Origin of the sequence: Micromonospora sp. KC723, from assembly GCF_004348595.1 — a bacterium.
Taxonomy (GTDB): domain Bacteria; phylum Actinomycetota; class Actinomycetes; order Mycobacteriales; family Micromonosporaceae; genus Micromonospora.
Map to the genome: position 1 here is coordinate 1 of NZ_SMKD01000083.1, position 24,673 is coordinate 24,673.

20 protein-coding genes and 1 rRNA gene are annotated in these 24,673 nt (G+C 71.7%); 12 read left to right on the forward strand and 9 right to left on the reverse strand.

All coding sequences use genetic code 11. From position 1 onward, the window contains the following. Window positions 1-2: 2 nt before the first annotated feature. Together rrf and E1165_RS18540 are read left to right on the forward strand one after the other, a co-directional pair. Window positions 3-119, forward strand: a 5S ribosomal RNA gene (rrf, locus tag E1165_RS18535). Between the two features lie 86 nt (window positions 120-205). After that, window positions 206-1,045 (forward strand): alpha/beta fold hydrolase, encoded by an 840-nt coding sequence (locus E1165_RS18540; protein ID WP_132393067.1) that lies wholly within the window; start codon window positions 206-208, stop codon window positions 1,043-1,045. A 143-nt stretch (window positions 1,046-1,188) separates the two neighbouring features. Here E1165_RS18540 and E1165_RS18545 read toward each other — a convergent pair whose 3' ends face one another. Then, a complete protein-coding gene (locus tag E1165_RS18545; protein ID WP_132393068.1) occupies window positions 1,189-2,781 on the reverse strand; it encodes an FGGY-family carbohydrate kinase in 1,593 nt (530 codons plus the stop codon). Between the two features lie 3 nt (window positions 2,782-2,784). After that, window positions 2,785-5,043, reverse strand: a complete 2,259-nt coding sequence (locus E1165_RS18550) for an aminotransferase class III-fold pyridoxal phosphate-dependent enzyme (protein ID WP_132393069.1) — start codon at window positions 5,041-5,043, stop codon at window positions 2,785-2,787. A 117-nt stretch (window positions 5,044-5,160) separates the two neighbouring features. On the opposite strand from E1165_RS18550, the gene E1165_RS18555 reads away from it, so the two are divergent. Further along, on the forward strand, window positions 5,161-6,339 hold the full coding sequence (locus E1165_RS18555; protein ID WP_243704860.1) for a CdaR family transcriptional regulator: 1,179 nt from the start codon (window positions 5,161-5,163) through the stop codon (window positions 6,337-6,339). 58 nt (window positions 6,340-6,397) lie between these two features. Here E1165_RS18555 and E1165_RS18560 read toward each other — a convergent pair whose 3' ends face one another. Together E1165_RS18560 and E1165_RS18565 are read right to left on the reverse strand one after the other, a co-directional pair. Further along, on the reverse strand, window positions 6,398-7,207 hold the full coding sequence (locus E1165_RS18560) for a methyltransferase domain-containing protein (RefSeq protein ID WP_132393070.1): 810 nt from the start codon (window positions 7,205-7,207) through the stop codon (window positions 6,398-6,400). A 97-nt stretch (window positions 7,208-7,304) separates the two neighbouring features. Beyond that, window positions 7,305-8,138: an NAD(P)H-binding protein gene (locus E1165_RS18565; protein ID WP_132393071.1), complete on the reverse strand. Its 834-nt coding sequence runs from the start codon at window positions 8,136-8,138 to the stop codon at window positions 7,305-7,307. Window positions 8,139-8,230: 92 nt separating this feature from the next. On the opposite strand from E1165_RS18565, the gene E1165_RS18570 reads away from it, so the two are divergent. Then, entirely contained in the window at window positions 8,231-9,124 is an 894-nt protein-coding gene (locus tag E1165_RS18570) for an AraC family transcriptional regulator (protein ID WP_132393072.1), read from the forward strand. Between the two features lie 83 nt (window positions 9,125-9,207). Continuing rightward, window positions 9,208-10,278: a PIN domain-containing protein gene (locus E1165_RS18575; protein ID WP_132393073.1), complete on the forward strand. Its 1,071-nt coding sequence runs from the start codon at window positions 9,208-9,210 to the stop codon at window positions 10,276-10,278. Between the two features lie 42 nt (window positions 10,279-10,320). Here the strand turns inward: E1165_RS18575 and E1165_RS18580 are convergent, their stop codons facing one another. Beyond that, entirely contained in the window at window positions 10,321-10,995 is a 675-nt protein-coding gene (locus E1165_RS18580; RefSeq protein ID WP_132393074.1) for a DUF2306 domain-containing protein, read from the reverse strand. 602 nt (window positions 10,996-11,597) lie between these two features. Here E1165_RS18580 and E1165_RS18585 point away from each other — a divergent pair. Then, window positions 11,598-12,575, forward strand: coding sequence for a glycoside hydrolase family 11 protein (locus E1165_RS18585; RefSeq protein ID WP_132393075.1), 978 nt, complete (start codon window positions 11,598-11,600; stop codon window positions 12,573-12,575). An 84-nt stretch (window positions 12,576-12,659) separates the two neighbouring features. Next, window positions 12,660-13,592, forward strand: a complete 933-nt coding sequence (locus E1165_RS18590) for an alpha/beta hydrolase fold domain-containing protein (RefSeq protein WP_132393076.1) — start codon at window positions 12,660-12,662, stop codon at window positions 13,590-13,592. Between the two features lie 96 nt (window positions 13,593-13,688). Here the strand turns inward: E1165_RS18590 and E1165_RS18595 are convergent, their stop codons facing one another. The 4 genes from E1165_RS18595 to E1165_RS18610 all read right to left on the reverse strand — a co-directional run bounded on the left by E1165_RS18595 (window position 13,689) and on the right by E1165_RS18610 (window position 16,551). After that, window positions 13,689-14,390, reverse strand: coding sequence for a hypothetical protein (locus E1165_RS18595; RefSeq protein WP_132393077.1), 702 nt, complete (start codon window positions 14,388-14,390; stop codon window positions 13,689-13,691). 132 nt (window positions 14,391-14,522) lie between these two features. Continuing rightward, window positions 14,523-15,617 carry a lytic polysaccharide monooxygenase gene (locus E1165_RS18600; RefSeq protein ID WP_132393078.1) on the reverse strand — a complete coding sequence of 365 codons (1,095 nt, stop codon included), beginning with the start codon at window positions 15,615-15,617 and terminating at the stop codon, window positions 14,523-14,525. Between the two features lie 242 nt (window positions 15,618-15,859). Then, window positions 15,860-16,135: a hypothetical protein gene (locus tag E1165_RS18605; RefSeq protein ID WP_132393079.1), complete on the reverse strand. Its 276-nt coding sequence runs from the start codon at window positions 16,133-16,135 to the stop codon at window positions 15,860-15,862. 17 nt (window positions 16,136-16,152) lie between these two features. Continuing rightward, the gene (locus tag E1165_RS18610; RefSeq protein ID WP_132393080.1) at window positions 16,153-16,551 is read right to left on the reverse strand and encodes a DUF2267 domain-containing protein; all 399 of its coding nucleotides are present in this window, start codon (window positions 16,549-16,551) and stop codon (window positions 16,153-16,155) included. Window positions 16,552-17,490: 939 nt separating this feature from the next. Here E1165_RS18610 and E1165_RS18615 point away from each other — a divergent pair. Genes E1165_RS18615 through E1165_RS18635 form a run of 5 tightly spaced genes read left to right on the forward strand, consistent with a single transcriptional unit; the run spans window position 17,491 to window position 24,508 of the window. Then, the gene (locus E1165_RS18615; RefSeq protein WP_132393081.1) at window positions 17,491-19,620 is read left to right on the forward strand and encodes a hypothetical protein; all 2,130 of its coding nucleotides are present in this window, start codon (window positions 17,491-17,493) and stop codon (window positions 19,618-19,620) included. 47 nt (window positions 19,621-19,667) lie between these two features. After that, window positions 19,668-21,308, forward strand: a complete 1,641-nt coding sequence (gene pelF, locus E1165_RS18620) for a GT4 family glycosyltransferase PelF (protein WP_132393082.1) — start codon at window positions 19,668-19,670, stop codon at window positions 21,306-21,308. After that, entirely contained in the window at window positions 21,305-22,795 is a 1,491-nt protein-coding gene (locus tag E1165_RS18625; protein ID WP_132393083.1) for a hypothetical protein, read from the forward strand. Before pelF ends, E1165_RS18625 begins: the two co-directional genes overlap by 4 nt. Window positions 22,796-22,832: 37 nt before the next feature. Beyond that, complete coding sequence (locus tag E1165_RS18630) at window positions 22,833-23,615, forward strand: sugar phosphate nucleotidyltransferase (protein WP_256370682.1); 783 nt, start codon at window positions 22,833-22,835, stop codon at window positions 23,613-23,615. Beyond that, on the forward strand, window positions 23,612-24,508 hold the full coding sequence (locus tag E1165_RS18635) for an NAD(P)-dependent oxidoreductase (protein ID WP_132393085.1): 897 nt from the start codon (window positions 23,612-23,614) through the stop codon (window positions 24,506-24,508). Before E1165_RS18630 ends, E1165_RS18635 begins: the two co-directional genes overlap by 4 nt. The last annotated feature ends 165 nt before the right edge of the window (window positions 24,509-24,673 follow it).

Sequence of the window (24,673 nt, forward strand, 5' to 3'; positions counted from 1 at the left end):
GTTACGGCGGTCATGGCGGAGGGGAAACGCCCGGTCACATTCCGAACCCGGAAGCTAAGCCCTCCAGCGCCGATGGTACTGCACTCGGGAGGGTGTGGGAGAGTAGGACACCGCCGGACAATCTTTCGGTTCAGGGCCATCCCCCTATGGGGGATGGCCCTGAACCATTTCCCACACCAACCGATGCGAGGGCGTGATCTCCCGCGTGACGACCTTCGAAAGCGTTGACGGCACCCGGCTCGCATACCACCGGACCGGGCAGGGCGACCCGTTGGTCTGCCTGCCGGGCGGTCCGATGCAGGCATGGACCTACCTCGGTGACCTGGGCGGCTTGTCCGCGCACCGGTCTTTGGTGCGGCTGGACCTGCGGGGCACCGGAGAATCCGCGATCCCGGCGGACCCGGCGACCTACCGGTGCGACCGGCAGGTCGCCGACGTGGAGGCGGCGCGGGTGGCGCTGGGGTTGGAGCGACTCGACCTGCTCGGGCATTCCGCCGGCGCGAGCCTCGCCCTGCTGTACGCCGCCCGCCACCCCGAGCGGGTCGGTGCTCTGGTCCTGGTCACGCCCAGCCCGATCGCGGTCGGCTTGGAGGTCACCGACCGGGACCGGCGGGAGGTGGCCGAGACGCGCCGCGGTGAGCCCTGGTACCCGGAGGCGTTCGCCGCCTTGCGGCGGATCTGGTCAGGCCGGGCGACGGCCGACGACTGGGCGGCGATCACCCCGTTCACCTGGGGCCGGTGGGACGACGCCAGCCGGGCCGAGGCCGCCCGGCAGGCGAAGGAACGGAACACGGAGGCGGCGGGAACCTACTACTCCGACTCGGTGTTCGAACCGATGGCCGTCCGCGGCGCGCTGGCCGATCTCGATGCGCCGGTGCTGCTCGTCGCGGGTGAGTACGACGTCGCCCTGCCACCGAAGCGGATCGTCGAGTACGCGACGCTGTTTCCCCGTGGCGAGTCGGTGGTGCTGGCGGGCTGCGGACACCAACCATGGTTCGACGAGCCCGAGACTTTCGTGCGGGCGCTGACGGCGTTCCCGGCGTGAGCGGCGGGGCGTACCGGCGGTGATGGCCGACGCGGCGCGGTACACCGGCTGCCGCGAGCGGTGGCGTCCGGTGCCGGGGAGGCCACGAGCTGCGGCGAGCCGTGTCGACCAACTGCTTCCGGGCGACGCCGCGGCTCCAGGGTTCACCGGCGGTGCAGGCGCCGGTAGACCGGGGCCAGCCGCTTGTGCAGATCCTGGTAGGTGTCGAAGATCTCGTCGTAGGTGGCGCGGTGGGCGGCAGTCGGTTCGAAGACCTGGTCGCTGCGCATCAGGTCCGGGATGTCGGCGAAGGAGAGCATCCCGGTACCGACCGCACCGATCCAGCCCGCGCCGCGGGCGTTGACCGCGAGCGGTTGGGCGTCACGGCGGATCTCGATCCCGAGCACGTCGGCGAAGATCTGGCACCACGAGTCCGAGAGTGCCCCGCCGCCGGTGATCGCCATCGAGGTGACGGGCACGCCGAGGAACCGGTCGACCGCCCGGGCGAGCCAACGGGTGTTGAGCGCGACGCCCTCGAAGACCGCCCGCAGCAGATCCGACCGGTTGGTGTCGAGGGAGATGTTGAGGAAGGCGGCGCGCAGGTTCGGGTCGTCTACGGGGGCGCGTTCGCCGTAGAGCCAGGGGGTGTAGAGCACGCCGTTGGCACCCGGCGGCACCGTCGGGATGATCTTGTCGAAGGCGTCGAAGATAGACCCCTCGTCGCGGGTGACGTGCCCGGCGCCGAGCAGTGGGTCGTCGTACTCCACGATCTTGTCGCGCAGCCAGGTGAGGTTGGCCCCGGCAGTGGCCTGTAACGCGGTCATCAGGTAGCGGTCCGGTATGGCGCACGGCACGGCCGCGATGCCGGCGACGACGTCGGTCTTCTTGCCGGGTACGTGGGCGGCGATCCACGACGAGGTGCCGAGGTAGAGGTGGGGTTCGTTGTCACCGGTGGTGCCGGCGCCGATCGCGGCGGCCGTGTTGTCGATCGCCCCGGCGACGACCCGCACGGACCCGGGCAGCCCCAGGTGGGCGGCGGCCGCCGGGGTGAGCGTGCCGATCACGTCGGTGCAGGCGACGATCGGGGGGAGCTTGTCACGGTCGATGCCGCAGTCGGCGACCAGGGCCGGGGCGTAGCGGATGTGGCCGGGCCGCCGGTTGTCGGTGACCCACGAGGTCAGGATCGAGTCGACAGTCGCCACGGTGCGTCCGGTCAGCTTCAGGTTGATCCAGTCGAGCACGTTGAGAAACGAGGCGGTCCGCTCGTACACCGCCGGCATCTCGTCACGGACCAGCAGCATGTGGGCGGCGGGATCCTTGCCCGTCACCGACGGCATCCCGCCGGTGAGGCGCAACCAGCGGACGATCCGGCGTACGGAGATCCCCTGGTACGCGGGGAAGCCGCCGAACTGCCGGCGCAGGTGCGGCGCGCCGCGCATGTCGAGCCAGCTGATGCAGGCGGTCAACGGCTCGCCGTCGGCGTCGACGGCGATCGTCCCCTCGCCCTGGGTGGAGGCGCACACGGTGGTGACCGCCCGCATCTGCTCGGGATGGGCGCGACCCAGGTCGGCGGTGACCTGCCCGAGGGCTTCCCACCACGCGCGGGGATCCTGTTCGGCGCCGCCGCCGGGCAGGATCCGCAGCGGGACGGCCCGTTCGGCCCAGCCGGTGACGGTGCCGTCGGCGGCGACGAGGGCGGCCTTCATCCCGGAGGTGCCGAGGTCGATCGCCAGGACCTGGGGTGTGGTGCCGCCCACCGGTCAGACTCCCTCGACGAGGGCGAACACCCGGTCGAACCGGTCGAGCGCGTCGTCGATGACCTCGTCGGTGTCGGCCATCGAGGTGTACATCCGGGAGCCGGCGAGGGTGATGATGCCGTGGGCGGCGTACGCGGCGCCCATCTGCTCCATCAGCCGCTTGCGGGCCTTGTTCTCCTTGAACAGCTTCAGCGGGTTGCGCATGTCCAGCAGCATGACGCCGCTGCACTCCAGGTGCACGATCGACCCCTGGTTGTACGCGACGTACGGCAGGCCGTACCGGTCGATGAGGCGTTGCAGGCCGCGGGTGAGGCGATCCCCGGCGCGACCGGCGATGACCGGGGCGTTGGTGCGGGCCATCTCCTGGATGGCGAAGTAGCCGGCGGCGCAGGACAGTGGGTTGGCCGAGAGGGTGCCGCCGACCTGGATGTGGGCGCCGCTCTTGCCGTCCAGGCCGGAGCCGAAGACGGCCATGATGTCGGCGCGTCCGCCCACGCCGCCGGCCATCGGGTAGCCGCCGGAGACGGCCTTGCCGAGGACGGTCAGGTCAGGGGTGACGCCGAAGTAGCCGGCGGCGCCGCCGAGGCCGACCCGGAAACCGGTGACCACCTCGTCGAAGATCAGCAGTGCGCCGAACTCGTCGCACAGCTCGCGGACCCTGGCGTTGTAGTCGCGCGGCACCGGGCGGGTGCCGGACTCCGGGCCGACAGGCTCGACGACGACCGCGGCGGTGCCGCCGCGCAGCCTATTCTCGATCAGTTTGCGCTTGAGCTGTCCCAGGTCGTGGGGGAAGGCCTCGCGGGTGCGGCTGGTCGCACCGAACGGGATGCCCTTGGCGTTCATCCGGTAGGTGCCGGGCACGCGCAGCCCGTACACCATGGTGTCGGACCATCCGTGGTACGCGCCACCGAGCTTGATCACCATCTTCTTGCCGGTGAAGGCGCGAGCTCCCCGTACGGCGGCCATCACCGCCTCGGTGCCGGAGCCGAGGGCCCGGTACATCTCGATGTGTGGCATGTACCGGTGGATGATCTCGGCGAGCTTGAGTTCGTACTCGTGGAACAGGCCGGTGACCGGGCCGGAGGCGCGGACGACCTCGGCGACCTGTTCGTTGACCGGCCCGTAGTTGCTGCCCAGGATGGTCGGGCCGCCGGCCTGGAGGAAGTCGATGTAGACGTTGCCGTCGCGGTCGACCAGGTGGGCACCCTCGGCCTTGTCGACGGCGAGCGGGAACGGGTAGTTGAACGCCAGGTTGTGCTGCACGCCGCCGGGGATGCGACGCTTGGCGCGCTCGGTGATCTCCTTGCTGGCCCGGCACTTGGTCTCGAAGTGGTTGAGCACGTCGAGCATCGCGTCGTGGCGCAGCCCGCGTACCGGCTGGGCGACCAGCGCCTTGAGCCGGCGCATGACGTCGGGGACGTCGGGGTACTCGCTGATGGCGTACCCGAGGCGGGCCGACTCGGCACCGGCCGTGTCCGGTGCGGCATCGGCGGCCGCGCCCGCGGTGGCGATCTCGGCGGCGGTGGTGTCGGCGCTGGGCAGTTCCTCGCCTGCGGGCACCCGTAGCGGCTCGACCGCCTGGGTGATCTGGGCCGCGATGCGCTTCTCGTCGGCGCGCAGCTTGCCGAAGGCGATCTCGCGGATCGGGGCGGGAATGGTGTAGACCTTGCCGGCCTCGGTGGTCAGGGCCAGCAGGTAGGCGATGGAGACCTTCTCCAGCAGCGCCATGTTGAACACCGCCCGGTCGGGGTCGGTGCCCAGGGCGACGATGCCGTGGTTGGCGATGATGAAGGCGTTGTCCCCGCCGGCCACCTTCTTCTGCACGTTCTTGGCGAGGAATCCGGTCCCGGACGGGGCGTAGTCGACGATCGCGACCTGCTTGCCGAGGAACCGCACCTGCTCGTCGGTGAGGGCGGGAATCGGTTTGCGGAGGAAGGCCAGCGCGGAGGCGTACGGCTGGTGGGTGTGCACGATCGCGTTGACGTCGGGCCGTTCCCGGTAGATGTTGGCGTGCATCCCGCACTCGATCGACGGCGCCAGGCCCGCGCCGGAGTCGTCGGGCACGTGCCTGCCGTCGAAGTCGACGACGCAGATGTCCTCGACGCGCATCCGGTCGTAGTCGTAGTTGCTCGGCGTCACCGCGTAGAGCCGATGCCCGGGGATGCGCACCGACACGTTGCCCTCGGTGGCCTTGAGGTAGCCCCGGTCGAGCATGGTCCGGCACATGTCGACGACGTGCTGGCGGGACATGCGGTGCTCCACGACGCTCTCCTCGCTCAGGGGGTGGTGCCCATCGTCGCCCGAGCGCCGGACCGGAGCACCGTCCCTACGACAGTGAGAATCACGGCCGGATCTATCACGGCGTGACAAAATCGCGCGGTGACCGCGACCCCGTGGCGGCGGCTGCCCGTCGACCTGTCCAGCGCGATGCGCCCGCACCTGCCCGCGTCCGTCGGAGCGGTCGCGGTCGCGGTGACCGAGGCGACCCCGGCCTTCGCCACCATCAAGGCGGCGAAGTTCGAAAGGGACGTCCGCACCGCGGTGCAGGTCGCGCTCGAACGTTTCCTCGACCTGGTCGGCACCGACGAGCCCGCGCTGCCGCCCCGGTTCCGGGAGGTCTTCGTCGCTCTCGGCGCGGCCGAGGCCCGTGAGGACCGGGGGCCGGAGGCACTGTTGGCGGCGTTGCGGATGGCGGCGCGACTGATGCTGCGGCTGGCGTCGGAGTCGCTGGCGCGGCTGCGCCCGGTCGACACCGGTGAGCTGATCGACCTCTCCGACGCGATCACCGCGTACGTCGACGAACTCGCCGCGGCGAGCACCGACGGGTACGCCCTCCAGCTGCGGGAGCAGGCGGGGGAGGGGGACCGGCGCCGGCACCAGTTCGCCGAGCTGTTGCTGCGCGGCGACGGCATGCCCAGCGCCGTCGAGGCGGCGGCGTCGCGGATCGGGTGGGCGGACCTCGACGAGGTGGTGCCCGTGCTGTTGCCGCCCGACCAGGTGCGTGACGCGCGGTTCCGGTACGGCGCCGACGGGCTGGTGACCGAGCGGCGGCACGACGCGGTGTTGCTGCTGCGCGCCGGTCCCCGTACGGCGCGCGCCCCCCTGTCGGAGACGCTGGCGGGGCGGCACGCGGTGGTGGGGCCGACGCTGGGATGGGCCCAGGTGCCGGCGGCGGTCCGGCTCGCCGAGTTGACCGCCGGGCTGGTCGGCGCCGAGCCGGGGCCGGTCTTCGTCGACGACCATCTGATCACCCTGACCCTGCGCGGGGAGACCGGCGCGCTGGCGGTGCTGACCACCCGGCGGCTGGCGCCGCTGGCGCACCTGCGCGCGGCCCAGCGGGAGAGTCTGCTGGTGACGCTCTACAGCTGGTTGCGGCACTGGGGTTCCCGCGCGGAGGTGTCGGCGGAGCTGTTCGTCCACCCGCAGACAGTCAGTTACCGGCTGAAGCGTCTGCGTGACCTGTACGGCGCGGACCTGGACGACCCTGCGGTCCGGTTCGAGCTGTTGCTGGTGTTGGCGAGACGACTCGACCGCCCCCCGATCCAGGGCCCCCGGTGAACACCGGTGCGTTGCGAGGCTGCCCGGCCGGTGGCTCCGGCCGGTGTGCCTCGTCCGGTCAGGCGCGGCAGAGGATCTCGCCGTGCAGGATCGCCACCCAGCCGTCGTCGGCGTCGGCCCAGCGCAGCCAGCCGTCCGCGATCCGGTCCAGGTCGGCCCGGGTGGCCGTACCTGTTTCCAGTGCCTGGCGGGCCAGGTCGGACTCCCGGACCCGCTGCGCCCACATGCCGGCCCACCACTGCCGGTCCGTGGGCGTCGCGAAGCACCAGGTGCTCGCCGTGGCGGTGACATCGGTGAAGCCGGCCGCGCGGGCCCAGGACAGGAGCCTGCGGCCGGCATCGGGCTCGCCGCCGTTGGCTCGGGCCAGCCGCCGGTACAGCGTCAACCACTCGTCGAGGGCCGGCACGGCGGGGAACCAGGTGAAGGCGGAGTAGTCGCTGTCGCGGGCCGCCACCACGCCCCCGGGTCGGCACACCCGTCGCATCTCCCGTAGCGCCCGCACCGGGTCCGCGACGTGTTGCAGAACCTGGTGGGCGTGGACGACGTCGAACGTGGCGTCGGGCAGGCGCAGCGCGTGGACGTCGCCCACGACGAAGTCCACGTTCGTCATCTGCCGGCGTGCCACCTCCTGGCGCGCCAGGTCGAGGACCGCCGCGTCCGGTTCCGCGGCGGTCACCCGGCCCGGGGTCAGACGGCTGGCCAGGTCGGCGGTCAGCGTGCCGGGGCCGCTGCCGACGTCGAGCAGGGACATTCCGGCGGCGAGGTGCGGCAGGAGATAGGCGGCGGAGTTCTCCGCCGTCCGCCACCGGTGCGATCGGAGGACGGAGTCGTGGTGGCCGTGGGTGTACCGGTTTCCCGTGCTCGTCATGCCGGCGACGGTACCCTTCCTGTCCCAGGATTCAGGAGGACAATCCCATTTCTTGAGAGGATGGATGCGCTGCCGGCGCCACGACCGCCGTCTCGCCCTACGACCAGGCGCCGGCCGCCGCGGCGCGCGACGCGTAGCGGTCGAAGTCGACGGGCTCGCGGCCGAGCACCCGACGCACCCCGTCGACGGGCTCGGCGGTGCCTCCCGCACGCATGTTGGCGAACATCGCCCCGAGGTCCGCCGCGACCTCCTCGGGAACGCCCTCGGCCAGGAGTTCGGCCCGGTACTTCCGCGCGGTGAGCTCCGCGTACCGCAGGGGTCGCCCGGCCGCCGCCGCCATCGTGGCGACGGCCTCCGCGAAGGTCAACGCCCGAGGCCCGGACAGCTCGTACACCTGCCCGTGGTGACCATCGGTGGTCAGCAGCGCCGCCGCGACGTCGGCGACGTCCTGGGCGTCGATGAACGGCTCCGGCACGGCCCCGATCGGCAGGGCCAACCGGCCGGCCCGCAACGGAGCGTGCCACAGGTCCTCGTCGAAGTTCTGGCAGAAGTTGTTGGGGCGGATGATCGTCCACTCCGCGTCCGACTCGCGTACCGCCCGCTCGGCGGCGGACATGCCCTGGAAGGAGTCCGCCGGGACCTGCTCGATGCCGCGTCCGGACAGCGCCACGACACGCCGGACCCCCGCCGCGGTGGCCTGCTGGACGAAGGGCCGGGCCAGCGCCGGGTCCTCGGGCGCGATGAGATAGAGCGCCGCCGCCCCCTCCAGCACCGCCGGCCAGCTGCCCTGGTCGGCCCAGTCGAAGCGGACCTCACCGGTACGCGACGCGGCCCGGACCGACCTGCCTGCCATCCGCAGGGTGCGTACCAGTCGGCGTCCGGTCTTGCCCGTCGCTCCCAGAACCACAATCGGATCACCATGTGCTGTCATGGCGACCAGTCAACCGGTGGCGGCCCCGGGCCGGACATGGCCAGTCGTACGCCTGTCATGTGTGATCGTCCGGGTCGTTATCGTGGGTTGCTGTGGACCCGATCGACGATGTGCTCCGGGGCGTACGCGCGAGCGGAGCCGACTTCACCCGCACCGAGCTGTCGCCGCCGTGGTCGCTGCGGATCGCCGACGCGGCCTCGCTGACCCTGTGGGCGCCGCTGCGGGGCGAGGGGTGGCTCTCCGTGGGTGACGACGAGGAGCCACGGCTGGTGCGGGCGGGAGACACGGCGATCGTGCGCGGGCCCGGTCCGGTCGTCCTCGCCGACCAGCCCCGGCCGGCCCCGTCGGCGGTGACGAGCCGGACCGCTCGCACGGTCCTGCTGACCGGCACGTACCACGTGCGCGGCGCCGTGGCCCAGCGGCTGCTCGAGGTGCTGCCGCCCGTGCTGGTGGTGCCCGACAGCGACGGCTGCGCGACGATACGCGAGTTCCTGGACACCCAGGCCGGCGCGTGCCCGCCGGGGCGGCAGATCGTGCGGGACCGCCTCGTCGACTGGCTGATGGTGTGCACGCTGCGCGAATGGCTCGACCAGCGGGAGACCGTGGCGGCCGGCTGGGTTCGCGGTCTCGACGACGACGTCGTCGGCCCGGTGCTGCGGGCGATGCACGCCGCACCCGGCAGGCCGTGGACGCTGGCCGCGCTGGCCCGTGAGGCGCGGGTCGCGCGCACCACGCTGGTCGACCGGTTCGGCAGGCTCGTCGGGGAGCCGCCGCTGACCTACCTGACCCACTGGCGGATGAGCCTGGCCGCCGACCTGCTCACCGGATCCGCCATGACCGTCGGCGCGGTCGCCCACGAGGTCGGCTACGCGGACCCGTTCGGCTTCAGCGCCGCCTTCAAACGGGTCCACGGCCTGAGCCCGACCGCCTACCGCAGGACCTGCCGGGCGGACCTCGCCTGCGCCGGTGTCGCCTGCGGAACGTGATCGGTGCCGGACACCGAGTCGCCCTCCTCGACCCGATGCGCGCGCCACCTCGGCGGCGGCGCGGGCGGGCGTACGCTGACCAGGTGGATCAAGAAGACCGCATCGCTCTGTTCCTCGACTACGAGAACCTGGCCCTCGGGGCGCGCGACCATCACGGCGGAAGACCCTTCGACTTCCGTCCGATCGCCGACGCGCTCGCCGAGCGCGGACGGGTGGTGGTGCGGCGGGCGTACGCGGACTGGTCGTACTTCGACGAGGACCGCCGGATGCTCACCCGCTCCCACGTCGAGCTGATCGAGATCCCGCAACGGATGGGTGCCTCCCGCAAGAACGCCGCCGACATCAAGATGGCGGTCGACGCGGTCGAGTTGGCCTTCGAGCGCGACTACATCTCCACCTTCGTCGTCTGCACCGGCGACAGCGACTTCACCCCGCTCGTACACAAGCTCCGCGAACTCAACAAACGGGTGATCGGGGTCGGCGTGGAGAAGTCCACCTCGGCGCTGTTGCCGCCCGCGTGTGACGAGTTCCTCTACTACGACCGGCTCGAAGGCGTCGACCTTCCGCCGGCCCGTGGCCGGCGGGGCCGACCGGCCCGGCTGCCGGACGCGCCGGCGCAGGCCGAGCAGGAGCTGGAGCGGGCGCCGGCCGCCGAGGAGGAGCGGGTCCGCGACGTGGACGCCCTCGCCGTGGTCGTCGCGCAGACCGTGGCCGGTCTGCAGGGCGGCGCGGGCGGCACGGTCACCGCGTCCCGCCTCAAGGTCACCCTGTTGCGTAAGGACCCGACCTTCAGTGAGTCGGACTACGGGTTCCGCACCTTCGGCGAGCTGCTGCGCCACCTCGCCGCGCACAACGTCGTCGAGCTGGCCGAAGGGCCGGCCAAGGGTGATCCCGAGGTGTCGCTGCCCGAGCACGGCGACCGGGAGGTGGCTTTCGGGCTGTTGCGGACCGTGGTGGCGGAGCTGGCCGCGGCGGGTGGCCCGGTCGCGCTCTCCGGCCTCAAGAACCAGCTGCGCCGGGCCCGGCCCGACTTCAGCGAGCAGAAACTCGGGTACCGCAGCTTCCTGCAGTTCTGCAAGGCCGCGGCCACGGCCGGGGTGGTCGGCCTGGCCTGGAGCGCCGACGCGGACGACTACCTGCTCACCCCGCGCTGAGCTCCCGCGTCCGGCGGTTGCTCGCCGGCCCGCGCGACCGGCTCACGCGGTCGCGCGGGCAACGGTGGCCCGGTGGGTCGTCCGGGGGGTCCTTTTCTTGCGCCGCCTGATGACGTGTTCGGCGACGGCCAGGTTGATCAGCCAGCCGGCGAGCATCAGCAGGGCGCGGCTGAGGCCGCGGGCCTCGCCGAACGCGAGGGTCCACGGCGCGAACGTCAGTACCTGCGTGCCAGCGCCCAGGCCGATCGCGTAGCCGCGGATCATCCAGGCCCGGTGCCGGGCGATGTCCCGCCGTCGCACCGTGGCGAAGCCGAGAGCGATGGACCCGACCATGGCAGCGCCGAACACCAGGCGGAATCCGCTCAGGAGTGCGCCGTCGCCCGGCGGCTGCGGGTAGAACACGGTCATCCAGAGACCCGACAGCGCGGCGGCGAGCCCGCACGGGATCAGCAGCAGCCCGGCGGCGCGGTGCCAGCCGGGTCGCCGGCGGCGGAGACCGGGCGCGAACTGGAAGGCCCCCACCAGGCAGTAGAGGCTCGCGGTCACGATGTGTACCGCCACCGGCCCGGGGGCGGCGAAGAACCGGGCGTCCTCCGGCTCGATCGGCGCCCCGTCGGCCAGCTCGGTCAACCGGAGGGCGCCGGCGAGCACCGGCACGACGCTGAGCGAGATCAACAGGGCGGGCGGGTACCACTCTCGTCGTGCGGAGGAGGTCACGGGGCCTTCTTTCTCTGCGTCGGCAGGCCGGCGCGTCGCCGACCACCCGAGGTGTACGCAGTACACCTTCGAGATCAGGTTAGGGTGTACGCCGTACGCGGTCAAGGGGTGGCCGGCGGTGGGCGGGAGGCGTCGGGCGACCGAGTCGGCGGGTGGCCCCCGGTGGTCACCGTCGAGCCGGGACCGGTGCCGCGCGCCGCTGTCGCGCTCGCCGACCGGTCCGGCGTCGACAGCGCGCCCAGGCGGTCGAAAATAGTTTCGAGAACTTCCACCGACAGCTCATGGTGTCGTGCGGTGACTCCTGTCGACCGGGTGCGCGGGTTCCCGTAGGGAGCGCCATGGGCAGGGCTGTTTTAAGATTGTGTTGCTGAAACATTTCCGGAAGTCGTTGACAGCCCGGCATCGCCGGTCGATGCTCTTCGATATATCGACAGACTTTCAGGGATGTCGATCCGGATCACCCGGCGGGGGGTCGGCCGTCGGTCGTCACCCGACCAGCCCCGCCGATGTGCGACGACGCCGGCGTGTGCTGTGCGACCGTCCCCGGCCACCACACGCCGCCGGCTCGCACCACGCTGCCCGCGAGAAGGAGGAAGACGCTCATGCCCGAAGCCACCGCCCACCCGAAGGGCCGCCGGCACGGTCGCCTCAGATCGCTCGTCAGCGGCGCCTGTGCCGCGCTGCTGGCCACCACCACGTTCTTGCCCGGCACCGCCCACGCGGCCGTCACCTCGAACCAGACCGGTAACCACGGCGGTTACTACTACTCGTTCTGGACCGACAGCCCCGGCACCGTCTCCATGGAACTGGGCTCCGGCGGCAACTACAGCACCTCGTGGCGCAACACCGGCAACTTCGTCGCGGGCAAGGGATGGAGCACCGGTGGACGCCGGACCGTGACCTACTCGGGCAGCTTCAACCCGTCCGGCAACGCGTACCTGACCCTCTACGGTTGGACGACGAGCCCGTTGGTGGAGTACTACGTCGTCGACAACTGGGGGACCTACCGGCCCACGGGCACCTACAAGGGTGCGGTCACCAGCGACGGCGGCACGTACGACATCTACGAGACGACGCGGCACAACGCCCCCTCCATCATCGGCATCGCGACGTTCAAGCAGTTCTGGAGCGTGCGGCAGGCCAAGCGAACGGGCGGCACCATCACCAGCGGCAACCACTTCGACGCCTGGGCGCGCAACGGCATGAGCCTGGGCACCCACAACTACATGATCCTCGCCACGGAGGGATATCGGAGCAGCGGCAGCTCCAACATCACGGTGGGGAGTTCCTCTGGCGGTGGCGGTGGCGGTGGTGGTAGCTGCACCGCGACCCTGTCCGCGGGCGAGCAGTGGAGCGACCGGTACAACCTGAACGTCTCGGTCTCCGGCGCCAGCGCCTGGACCGTGACGATGAGCATCCCCTCCCCGGCGAAGGTGCTTTCCACCTGGAACGTCGACGCCAGCTACCCCAGCGCGCAGGTGTTGACCGCCACGCCCAACGGAAGAGGCAACAACTGGGGGCTGACCATCCAGCACAACGGCAACCGGACCTGGCCGACGGCCTCGTGCCGCGCCGGCTGACCGTGGGCGGCGGGTTCCGCGGTGCCGGCTACCGCTGGCACCGCCCTCGGGGCGGCAACCCGCCCCCACGTCGATGGAGGACGTATGTCCGTTCTTGCCAGGCCGCGAGTTGCCGCCGTGGCGGCACGGGTGGCGCAGGTGGTGGCCTTCGTCGCCGGCGCGACCGCCCGGCGTGGCGCAAAGGTCTTTCCCGAGTGCCCGGGCACCATGCGGCAGGTCACGATCCCCACCTCGATCGCGCCCGCGCCCGCCGTCGTCTACCGCCCGGCGACGCGGGACCCGCACCCGCCGGTGCACGTCAACCTCCACGGCGGCGGGTACGTCATGCGGGGGGTGCGGTTCGACGACGCGCTGTGCCGGTACCTGGCCGCCGAGGCCGGTGTCGTGGTCGTCAACGTCGACTACGTGGTCGCACCGCAGCACCCGTTCCCCGCCGCGCCACGACAGGTCTTCGAGGTGGTGCGCTGGGTGGCCGGGCACGGTGCGGAACACGGTTGGGACGGCCGCCGGCTGACCGTCGGCGGGCAGAGCGCCGGTGGTGCGCTCGCCGCGGCGGCGGCACGCCAGGCGTGGGAGCAGGACGGGCCGGCGATCGCCCTGCAGGTGTTGCACTACCCGCCGTTGGACCTCACCACGGACGTCCGGGACAAGCGGTCAATGGTCGATCGGCCTGTGCTCCGACCGTGGATGGGGGAGGTCTTCGACAACGCGTACGTGCCGGACCCGGCCATGCGCGCCCATCCGCTGGTGTCCCCCGCCGGTTCGGCGGACACCGCGGACCTGACCGGGATCGCCCCCGCGCTGGTCATCACCGCCGAGTACGACGTCCTCCGCGCCGAGGGCCACCGGTACGCACAGCGGCTACGCGAGGTCAACGCCCTGGTCGCCCACCACGACGTGCCGCAGGCCGACCACGGCTACGACATGAACGACGTCGAGCGGGCCCGGCAGATGTACGCCGTGATCGCCCACCATCTCCGGCGGGCGACACGGCCCGCACCCCCCGCCACGACCTGACAGCCGGTGGGGACCAGGTGGTGCTGACGTGCCCGCGCGGCGGGTCCCCGGCCGGGGACCCGCCGGCCCGGCCTGCCACGCCGGCGGGCCGCCGGTTCAGCCGTTGACGGAGAAGGAGTTGGTGGTGAAGGTCTTGCCCCCGGCGGACGAGGTGATCTCGTAGCCGAGCTGCACGTCGCCGATGGTCACGTCACCGAACCAGCCCCGGCTCCGGATCCACTGGGCGACAGCGGTGACGTTGACCGTACCCGCGTTGGTGTTGCTGGTCCGGATGAACGAGTAGACCTGGTTGTGGCCGTTGGAGCCCCGGTAGACGTCCCAGGTGTGCCCACCCACCGTGGCCCGGGTCTGGTAGCTGCCCAGCGGGCCCACCGGGCCGTACTTGTTCATCCACAGCATGATCTCGTGGGCGTGGTCGCTGCTCCAGATGTCGTACGCCGTGGTGAAGGCGACCCCGCTGGTGGGCACGGTGACGTTGAAGTTGCTGGTGACCGTGCCCAACTGGCTGACCCGACGGCCGATGTGGCGGGTGGCGTTGGGGTAGGACTTGATACCCCCGGTGTTGGGGTGGTTGGCCCAGACCCACCAGTTGCTGGGGGAGTTGGCCGTGATGGTCTGCGGGCCGTGGCCGTTGCCCCAGATGTTGTTGTAGAGGGTGTAGCCGCCGCTGCTCCAGGTGCCCCAGCGGTCGGATGACGACCAGACGGCGGCCTGAGCGGGCGCGCCGGGCAGGACCGTGGCCGTGACGGCGAGCAGCAGCGCGGTCGCACCGGTGGTGAAGAGCCGGATCAGGCGCATGAGATTCCTCCCTGTGGAGCCGGTATCCGCTGGCTTTCACCCACATTAGTTTTCATTGACAACTATTTCAAGTTATGAAGGTCGATTTAGTCGGGCCGGAGCGGGTGGGTGCCCGTCCCGGCCCGACTGGGCTCACGCCGTCGCGGTGCAGCTGAGTGTCGGAGTGGAGTGGGGGCCGGAGCCGATGAAGCCGAAGCTGGCCTTGGCCCCGGCCGCCAGCGCGCCGTTGTAGCTGGCGTTCCTGGCGGTCGCCGTGGACCCGCTGGTGGTGACCGTGGCGTTCCACGACTGGGTGATCTGCTGGCCACTGCCCAGCGTCCAGGTGACCGTCCACCCGCGGATCGCGGTCCGGCCGGCGGTCACCTCGACGTCACCCTGGAAACCGCCGGACCACTGCCCGGTGGACCTGTAGGTGGCCGTGCAACCCGCGGTGACCGGCGGCGTGGTGGGCGACGGGCTTGTCGGCGGCGTCGTCGTGGGTGGCGGGCTGGTCGGCGGCGGCGGCGTCGTGGTGGGCGGGGTGCTGGGCCCGCCGCCGAACTCGACGTCGCTGCACAGGTAGTACGACTGGTCCGCGTGGCTGGCCTGCCAGATGGTGTAGACGATGTGCCGGCCGGTGCGGCCCGGCGCGTTGGCCGGGATCTGGATGGACACGCCCTGGCTCTCCGGGGTCCAGCGGGACGCCGGGGTGTTGCCGATCTGGCCGACCAGTTCCAGGTCGCTCCAGGCCAGTGGCTTGGACAGGGCGTCGAAGCCCTGCCTGGTCACGTACACCCGGATGTAGTCGGCCCCGTGGCTGGCCTGGTCCCAGAGCTTGACCCGGAAGCTGTTGGCCACGCTGGTCGTCTTCCAGGCTCCGACGGCGTCCAGCGAGTTGTACCGTCCGTCGCCGGTGCGCCCGGCGCTGCACAGTTGACCGTCGGGGATGGCGCCCTGGTGGTTGCCGGCGACACCCTCGCGGTACAGGCCGTTCCAGTTCCACATGGCCGAGGTGTTGTGCTGCCAGGCCTGCCAACACATCGGGTCCTGCGTGGCCATGGCCGGGTTCTGGAAGTCGTTGCCCCACCGCTGCCAACAGCCGTAGTTGCGGGACGCGGGGTCGACCACGGAACCGTGGGCGGAGGCCGGGGTGGCGAGGGTGGTGGCGAGCAGCAGTACGGCGGCCACGCCGACGGCGAACAGCCACGTCGCTAGGCGGACGCGACGCGACCTGATGAGTGTGGACACGGAGCCCTCCAGGGGAGATGTCGGACGACGACGCCCGGACGGCGGGAGTTGCCCGCTCCCGTGCCTGCGCGTGTGGCTCCCGCGGTGGCTCTGCCTGGCAGATTCCCACAAGAATAGAAGTCAGTCAATTGATTGGTGCGCCCGTCGCGCAATCGGGCGCGACGTCGTCCCGGCCCGGGCACGTCGGCCGCATCCCGTGGACGCCGCGCTCATGCCCTCGTCCGGCAGGGCTCCACCGGCTGTCAGTCCCGCCGGTCCTCGTCCGGCGTCGGCACCTCCTGGTTCTGCTCCAGGGCGTCCGCCGGGTTGAGGTCGCCGCGCACGGCATCCGCGAGGTCGGCTTGCTCGCTCGGTGGCACCAGGGCGCCCTGCTCGGCCAGATCCGCCTCGGTCGCCTCCGGCACCGCGTTCGACACCGTGTCGGCCGGACCCACGACCATCTCGTCCTGCTGCTGCTCCTGGGCATCCGCCTCCGGCGGCCGGCCCAACGGGCTGAGGTCGTCCCACGTTCCCGCCATCCGAGCCTCCGCTGGTGTCAGGCCCGGCGCCGCACGAACGGCGTGGACTGGTCGACGACGTCGGCGTACTCCCCGGGCAGGTGGCCGACCACCTGTTCGTACGCGGTGGGATCGAGGGCGTCACGCAGGACGTCGAAGACCGCGGCCACCCCGTCTCTCGCCCGGTCGCCGTCGAGGCCCGCGCGGCCAGCGACACGCGCGACGAAGACGTCGAGCCCGAACCGCTCGGCGGCCTCGCCAGCCCCGAAGGCGTGTGCCCGCAGCCCCGACGGAAGCCGACCGGCCAGGTCGCGGGCCTCCCCGCCGTCGATACGCTCGGCCAGGGTGGTCAGCGTGGCCCGGGTGGCGGCGGCGGCCTGCTCCGACGGCAGCCCGGAACGCGTTGCCACCAGGGTGAGGAACTCGTTGTCGTTCACCTTCCGGCCTTTCTCTCGCCGACGGGCCAGGCGAGTTCCCGCGGCGCGCGTCCGCAAACAGTTCGGCTTCCCATCGCGACAACGGCGTGCTCGTGCGAACGCCGGGCCGCGGGAGCCGGGTGGCGGGCGGCGACGGTCGGGGGAGTCTTGCCGGATCGGCCAACGGTGCCGGTGCGATCGTGGGGTGCCGGAGAACGGGTAGAGTGGCTCGCCGATGTACTGATATCACGGGATTCCTGCGGCAATCCTGGCTTACCGTAGTGGCAGGAAGTTGGCCGCAAGTTCCATCGCGGCGATTCTTGCCACTGTCGCCGGCATTTGTCGGGTCCGTGGCCTGGTCGGCACGCTACCCATTCGCGAGCGACCGCATTGCTCCGGTGGTCCCCGAACCGGCGTGTGCGACAGCCAGGGTCCGCGTTGCGTCCTGTGGGCAGCGCGTCTCCGAACCGCCACGGCGAAATCCCGCTGCGGTCCGCCGGCCCGGTCGTCACGATACAGTCGGTCACGCGCGCGCTACGGAAATGGGTCGAACGTGTGGTCCTTATGGCCCGTATGGGTGGCTGTGATTCTCTTCGTACTGCCGTGTCGGGTAACCGACATAAATGTCTCGGCTATCCGGCGTGCGGGCGAACGGCGCACCGTACCGGTTGCCGCAATCGTGTCTAACGGGCCATTACCACCTCGTGGAAAGCACTTCTAACGGTACATGCCAGAGGGTGCCGACGTTGCTGGATCTACCATCCGAAATCCATCGAGGTGTCGCATCCCCGGCGGACATGAAAGGGTGGTGCGCTACCATTCTCCGATGACGGCGTCAATGTTGCAGGCGCAACAACCGGCGCGCCTAACCGACTGCGACGCACATTGTCGCGCATCAATCACTGACCCGTGGTCCATGATGGACGGCGACTCGGTCGTCTCCTCATCGGAGGTCAGTAGATGGTCCCCACCGGACCTGCGCGTCGCGCCACACGACTTGCCCTCGCCGGGCTGACCGCACTCACGGTCGTCCTGGGCACCCAGGCTCCCGTCCATGCCCGACCCGCGACGGCGCCGGGCCAGGCCCCCACCGTCCAGGGGCAGGCCGCGCATCCGAAACCGGCCCGGCCCGGCCCGCTGCCCACCCGATCCGGTACCGTCCGGGTCACCGAGCCGGAGCCGACCGCGAAGAAACGCGGCGTCGGCGCCCAGGCGGCCAACGACCGCGTCGCGCTGCGGGCGCTGATCGTGGCCACCAACCCGGAGGACTTCGGCGTACCCACCTACAAGACCACGCTCGACCGGGTCGGCGCCGCGTACGACGTCATCTACACCGCCACCGACACCGTCACCGCCAGCACCCTCGTCCGCCCCGACGGCGTCGGCAGGTACAACGCGATCCTGCTCACCAACAGCATGCAGCTCTACGCGTCCGGCGGCGCCTACCTCAGTGGCCTGACCAGCGCGGAGTGGAACACCCTCTGGGCCTACGAGCGCAACTTCAAGGTCCGGCAGGCCGCCCTCTACACCAGCTACGGAACCTGGCCGGAGGACTACTGCCTCACCTCCAACGGCGAGGGCGCGGTCGGCGCGACGCCCCTGCCCGTCTCGCTCACCGGCAACGGCGCGGCGGTCTTCGACTACCTCGCCAGCACCGCCCAGATACCCGTCACCCAGTCGTACGTCTACCGCACCGCGATCAAGGCCGGCTGCAACGCCGACGCGCTGATGACCAACGGCTCCGACGTGCTCGCCGTGCGCACCACCTCCACCGACGGCCGGGAGCGGATCGCCCTGACGTTCACCTCGAACCAGTACCTGCTCCACTCCGACCTGCTGGTCTACGGCCTGTTCCGGTGGGCGAGCAAGGGCCTGTACTTCGGGGAGAAGAAGCACCACCTCAACGTGGACATCGACGACTGGTTCAACACCTCGGACCACTACCACGAGGACGGCACCGTCGAGTACACCCCCGGCTTCCAGGTCACCGGACACGACGCGGTCAACCTGGACGCACAGCAGACCGCGCTGCGCGCCGCGCACCCGCAGGCGGCCGGGCTGACCTTCAACATCGCGTACAACGGCGCCGACATCGACCCGTTCGCCGGTGACACGTGCAGCCCCAACGGGGACGCCACCACACTGACCGCCACCACGAAGTGCCTCAAGAACAACTTCCGGTGGGTCAACCACACGTTCAACCACCCCGAGCTGAACGCGACGGACTACACCACCACGTACAACGAGATCAACGACAACCGGACCGCGGGCGCCTCGATCGGACTGACCGTCCCCAGCAGCGTGTTGAAGACCCCCGAGTACTCCGGCCTCGGTGTCTACAACGACGACCCGGACAACGACACCGGCCCGCCCACCGACCACGGCCTGGAAGCGTCCAACCCGGCCTTGCTGCAGGCCGCGACGGATCTCGGCATCGACGTCCTGGCCGGCAACATGTCGTTCGCCAGCCACGTGCCGGCGCACCTCAACGCCGGCAAGGTGCACCCGTTGAACCCGGGCATCCTGGTGATGCCGTGCTGGCCGACGAACATCGCCTACCACACCACCACCCCGGCCGAGCAGACCCACTTCTACAACGCCTTCTACGGGCCGAACGGGCACTTCCCCTACTGGCCCACCAACCGCACCTACCCGCAGGTGCTGGACTACGAGGCCGGCGTGGCGCTGCAGCACGTGGCGTCCGGCTCGATCTACCCGCACACCTTCCACATCGCCAACGTGCGCGACTACGGCTCCGGCAAGACCCTGCTCACCGACTGGGTGGAGGCCGTGCTGAGCAAGTACGACTCCTACTACTCGGTGCCGCTGCTCAACTCGGCGTGGCCGGACATCGCCGCGTACGGCAGGGCGCGCACGGCCCACTTCGCCGCGCTCGCCGCCGGCGTCGACGCGGTCTACGACCGCAGCGCCGGCACCATCTCGGTGACCTCACCGGCGGCCGGCACGGTCCGGCTGGGCGGCGTGACCACGGCCACCCCGGGCGCCACCACGTACGGCAGCGACGTCAGCGTCCCGGTCACGCTCGCGGCGAGCACCGCCGTGACCCTCAACGCCGCTCCCCGCCTGTGACACCCGGCGGCGGCACCCGGTGACATGAAGCGGAACGGGGGCACTCGGTGAGGATCGCACTGGTCTCGGAAGGCACGTACCCCTACGCGATGGGTGGCGTGAGCGTCTGGTGCGAGCAGCTCATCCGGGGAATGCCGGACCACCGGTGGGAGGTTGTCGCGCTCACCGTCGACGGCACCGAGAGACCGGTCTTCGACAGGCCGGCGAACCTCGACCGGGTGCACTCGATCCCGCTGTGGGGCGGACGGCCACCGGGCCGCCGCCCCCGGCGCGGGATGCTGGTGCCGTCCGGGCGGCCCGGCGCGGGGTTCGTCGAATCCTACGAGGTGTTCCTGCGGGCCCTGGTCACCCCGCTGGAGTCGACGCTCTCCCCGGCCGGCGAGGTCAACCGGAGCACCTTCCTGCTCGCGTTGCGGGGCATGTTCGAGTACGCCGCCACCGGCGGTGACCTGAGCGCCGGCCTGCTGTCCAACCAGGCCCTGGGGATGATGCTGGACGCCTGGCAGGCCCTGCGGGCCGACGAGATCGGGCCCGCGCTCACCGTCGCCGACGCGCTGGAGGCGGCCTGGCTCATCTCGCACATGCTGCGCCCGTTGAGCGCGCCGCCGGTGCGGGCCGACATCGTGCACGCGTCGATGAACGGCCTCGCCACCCTCGTCGGCATGGCCGCGGCGTGGACCCACGGCACGCCGCTGGTCCTCTCCGAGCACGGCATCTACCTGCGTGAACGGTACATCTCGTATCTGCACGACACCGCGCCGCACGCGGTGCGGGTGCTGGTGCTGAGCTTCTTCCGCTCCCTCGCGGGCGCGGCGTACCTGATCACCGACGCGCTCGCGCCGCACTCGCAGTACAACCGGCGCTGGCAGCTGCACAACGGCGCCGACCCCGAGCGGATGTGGACGATGTACAACGGCGTCGACCCGGACGAGTTCCCGCCGGCGGCCAGCGAGCCGGAGGCACCGACCATCTCGTTCATGGGCCGCGTCGATCCGCTGAAGGACCTGCACACCCTGATCCGCGCGTTCGCGCTGGTCCGAGCCGAGATCCCGGCCGCCCGGCTGCGCATCTTCGGCGGGACGCCGGCGGCCAACCAGGTCTACCACGCCAGTTGTCTGGCACTGATCGACGAACTCGGGCTGACCGGGCACGCCACCCTGGAGGGCCGGGTCGGCAGCGCGGTCGAGGCGTACCACGCCGGCAGCCTGGTCGCGTTGACCAGCATCTCCGAGGGCTTCCCCTACACCGTGGTGGAGGCCATGGCGTGCGGGCGGCCGACGGTGTGCACCAACGTCGGCGGCGTCGCCGAGGCAGTCGGCGACACCGGGATCGTCGTCGCGCCGCGCGACGTCGCCGCGGTGGCCGCGGCCTGCGTACGGCTGCTCAAGGACCGGGAACTGCGGCTGCGGCTCGGTGCGGTCGCCCGGATCCGGGTCCTGGAGCGGTTCACGCTGCAACGCTCGCTGCAGGCGTACCGCGACATCTACGACCGGCTCACCGCGCCGCTGACGGCGTCCGCGCCGCAGCGGAACCTGCGGGGCCAGGCCCAGGGCCGCGTCACGGTCCCGAACCACGCGATCCGGCCCGGCGTGGCGGCTGTCCCGGCCCGGGTGCCCCGGCAACGGGGGTCCGACCAGGCCGACCACCCCACGGTCGGCCTGCTGCGATCGGCCGGCGAACCGCGATGACCCTCGTCAGCGACGGCGACGCCGCCGGCACCCAGACCACCCCGGCGGCACCGGCCGACGAGCCCGAACGCACGATCCTGCTGCCCCGGATCTCCACCGACCCGGTCGACGACCTGGTCGAGCGGGTCCGACCCCAACTGGGCAGGGCGGTCGACGCGCTCCAGGTCGCCGCCGCCCTGGAGGCCGACGGTCACACCGACCGCACCGCGCAGGTCGAGTACGGCTACCGCGACGTCTTCACACTGGCCACCGAGGTGTTCCGGCGGATGGGGCCACCGTCGCCGGAGCACGACGAGGCAGCCGTCCCGCCGGCGGCGGTCGGCCGGTGGGACGGCCTGCGACCGGTCCTGCACGGGCCGCTCTACCTGCTGCCCAGCGCCGCCTTCCCGGCCGCGCTGGTGGCCGTCGGGCGGCCGGGTCTGGTGCTCGGGATGATCCTCGCCGGCACGCTGGGCTGGATCTACTCGGGGGTGGCCGCGTACGTGGCGTACCGCCTGCTGGGCCACGGCCGGCCCCGCGCGGCGAGCCGGGTCCTGCGCTCGGCCGCGCTGACCGGCCCCCTGCTCGGCGTGCCGCTCGGCGTCGCGGTGCTGCCGCTGGGCGGTCCGCCGCTGGCCGTGATGATGGTCCTCCAGCTGGCGTACCAGCTGGCCAGCACACTTCTGATCTTCTACCGGCGGGAGGCGTGGCTGGCGGCGGCGATGGTCCCGGCCCTCCTGTTCGGCACGGCCTATCTGGTCCTCGGCGGCACGGCCCAACGGTGGGCCGTGGCCGCGGCGGCCGTCTCGGTGCTGGCCGCGCTCGCGACGGCCCTGTGGGCCGCCCGGCCCGCCGGCGCCACCGAGGAACCCGCGCCGCCGGCTCCGCTGCGTGCGGAGACACCCGCGCTGCTCGGCATCGCCGGTTACGGACTCTGCGGCGCGGCCCTGCTCTTCCACGCGCAGGCGCCGTACCTGCTGACCCGGTTGGACATCGCGGCGGCCGCGACGCCGCTGCTGCTGTCCATGGGGTACGTCGAGTGGCGCACCGGCCGGTTCTGGCCGGACATGGTCGCGTTGACCCGGCGGGCCCGCCGCCCCGGGGAGTTCGTCGCCGGGGTGTGGCGCACCATCGGCCGGGAGTTCGTGGCCTGCCTCGCGGTGCCGGCCGTGCTGGGCGCGGCGCTGCTGGCCGGCCTGGCCTGGGTGGGGCTGCTCTCGGCCGCCGGCGCGGTGATGACGGCCGCGCACGTCGCGCTGGCCGGCGCCTACTACCTGGCCTTCCTCCTGGCCGGGCGGGGACGGTACGGCTGGCTGTGCCTGTCCATGTTGCTGGCGATCGCGCTGCACATCGGAGTGGGCGCGCTGCTCGGTGTCGCGCCCCTGCTCGGGCAGGGCGGCTCCGCCCTCGCCGACACCTCGCTCTACCTGGGCAGCGTCGTGCTGCTCCAGGCGCTGTTCGCGCTCGGTCTGCTTCCGGTCATCGGGCAGATCCGGCACTACCGATAGTTCATCCGAGACCCTTGGGGAGGTCTGGTTGCACGCGGTGATCCTTGCCGGCGGCAAGGGAGTTCGGTTGCGGCCGTACACGACGGCGCTGCCGAAACCCCTGATGCCGATCGGCGACAGCCACTCGATCCTGCAGATCGTGCTCGACCAACTCGCGTCGCGCGGGTTCACCTCGGTGACCCTGGCGATCAACCATCTCGGTCCGCTGATCCGGGCGTTCGTCGGAGACGGCCGCCGGTGGGGGATCGCCGTCGACTACGTCGAGGAGGAACGACCGCTGTCCACGGTGGGCCCGCTGTTCGGGCTCAAGGACAAGCTGCCCGACGAGTTCCTGGTGATGAACAGCGACGTCCTCACCGACCTGGACTACGCCGACCTGCTCCGCGCCCACACGCTCTCCGGCGCGAGGCTGACGTTGGCGACCTCCGAACGGGTGCACCGGATCGACTTCGGGGTACTGGACGTCGACGACGGGCGGCTCGTCGGATTCCGGGAGAAGCCGACCCTGCGTTACCCGGTCAGCATGGGCGTGTACGCGATGTCGCGCAAGACGCTCGCGCCGTACCCGCCCGGGCTCTCCTTCGGCTTCGACCAACTGGTGCTGGATCTGCTCGCGGCGGGGGAGCACCCGGCGACGTACCCGTTCGACGGGTTCTGGCTGGACATCGGGCGGCCGGAGGACTACGACGAGGCGAACCGGGCGTTCGCGCAGCTCAAGCCGATCCTGCTGCCGGCGTCCCGGCCGCCGGTGGAAGCGTCGGTGGTGGACCCGGCCGCGATCGACCGGGCCGGCGCGGCACGATCAGGAGGGCGGGCGTGACGCGGGTGCTGCTGTTCGGGGCGTCCGGCTTCATCGGTACGCACGTGCGTGCCGCGCTGGAGTCGGACCCGCGGATAGCCCAGGTGGTCTGCCCGGGCCGGGCGACCTACGACCTGCTGCACGGTGAACCGGACGGGTTGGTGGCGCTGCTGCGGGCGACCGTCCCGGACGCCGTGGTCACCTGCGTGGGCGCCCTCACCGGCTCCGCCGCGCACCTGTTCGCGGCGAACACCGTGGTCGCGGCGAAGCTGCTCGACGCCGCCGGCGCGGCGGCGCCGCGGGCCCGGCTGGTCCGGCTCGGCTCGGCCGGCGAGTACGGCGTCGTGCCGGACGGCGCCTCGGTCACCGAGGAGCAGCCGGCACGGCCGGTCAGCGCGTACGGGGTCAGCCACCTGGCCGCGACCCGGCTGTTCCAGCTCGCCGGCGAGTCGGGGCGCGCCGACGCGGTGTCGTTGCGGGTCTTCAACCCGATCGGCCCCGGCCTGTCCGAGGAGAACCTGCTCGGTCGGGCGGCGGCGCACATCCGCGCCGCGCTGGCCGGCGACGCCCCGGAGATCACCCTGGGGCCGCTGTCGGCGTACCGGGACTTCGTCGACGTGCGGGACGTCGCCGCGCTGGTCGTCGCCGTGTTGCTCGCGCCCCGGCTGCGGCACCGGGTGTTCAATGCGGGTAGTGGTCGAGCGGTCGCCGCCCGTGAAGCGGTCGAGCTGCTGGCCGCCACGGCCGGCTACGGCGGCCGGATCCGCGAGACCGGCACCGGGCCGCAGCGCTCGACCGCGGTCGACTGGATCCAGGCCGACGTCAGCCGGGCGCGCCGGGAGCTGGGCTGGTCGCCGGTTCGCGACCTGACCACGTCGGTCAAGGACATCCTCGACGCCGGGGAGGCGCGATGAACCACGGCCGCTGGTGCGCAGGGACCTCCCGGCGACGGTGGCCGGTGGCCACCCGCGCCGGAGCGACCGTGCTGGTGATGACCGTGGTGGGCGGGCTCGTCGCCTGCGGGTCCGACAGCCGACCGCAGGCGGGGCCGACCCCCGGCGCGGGCACCGTCCCCGCCC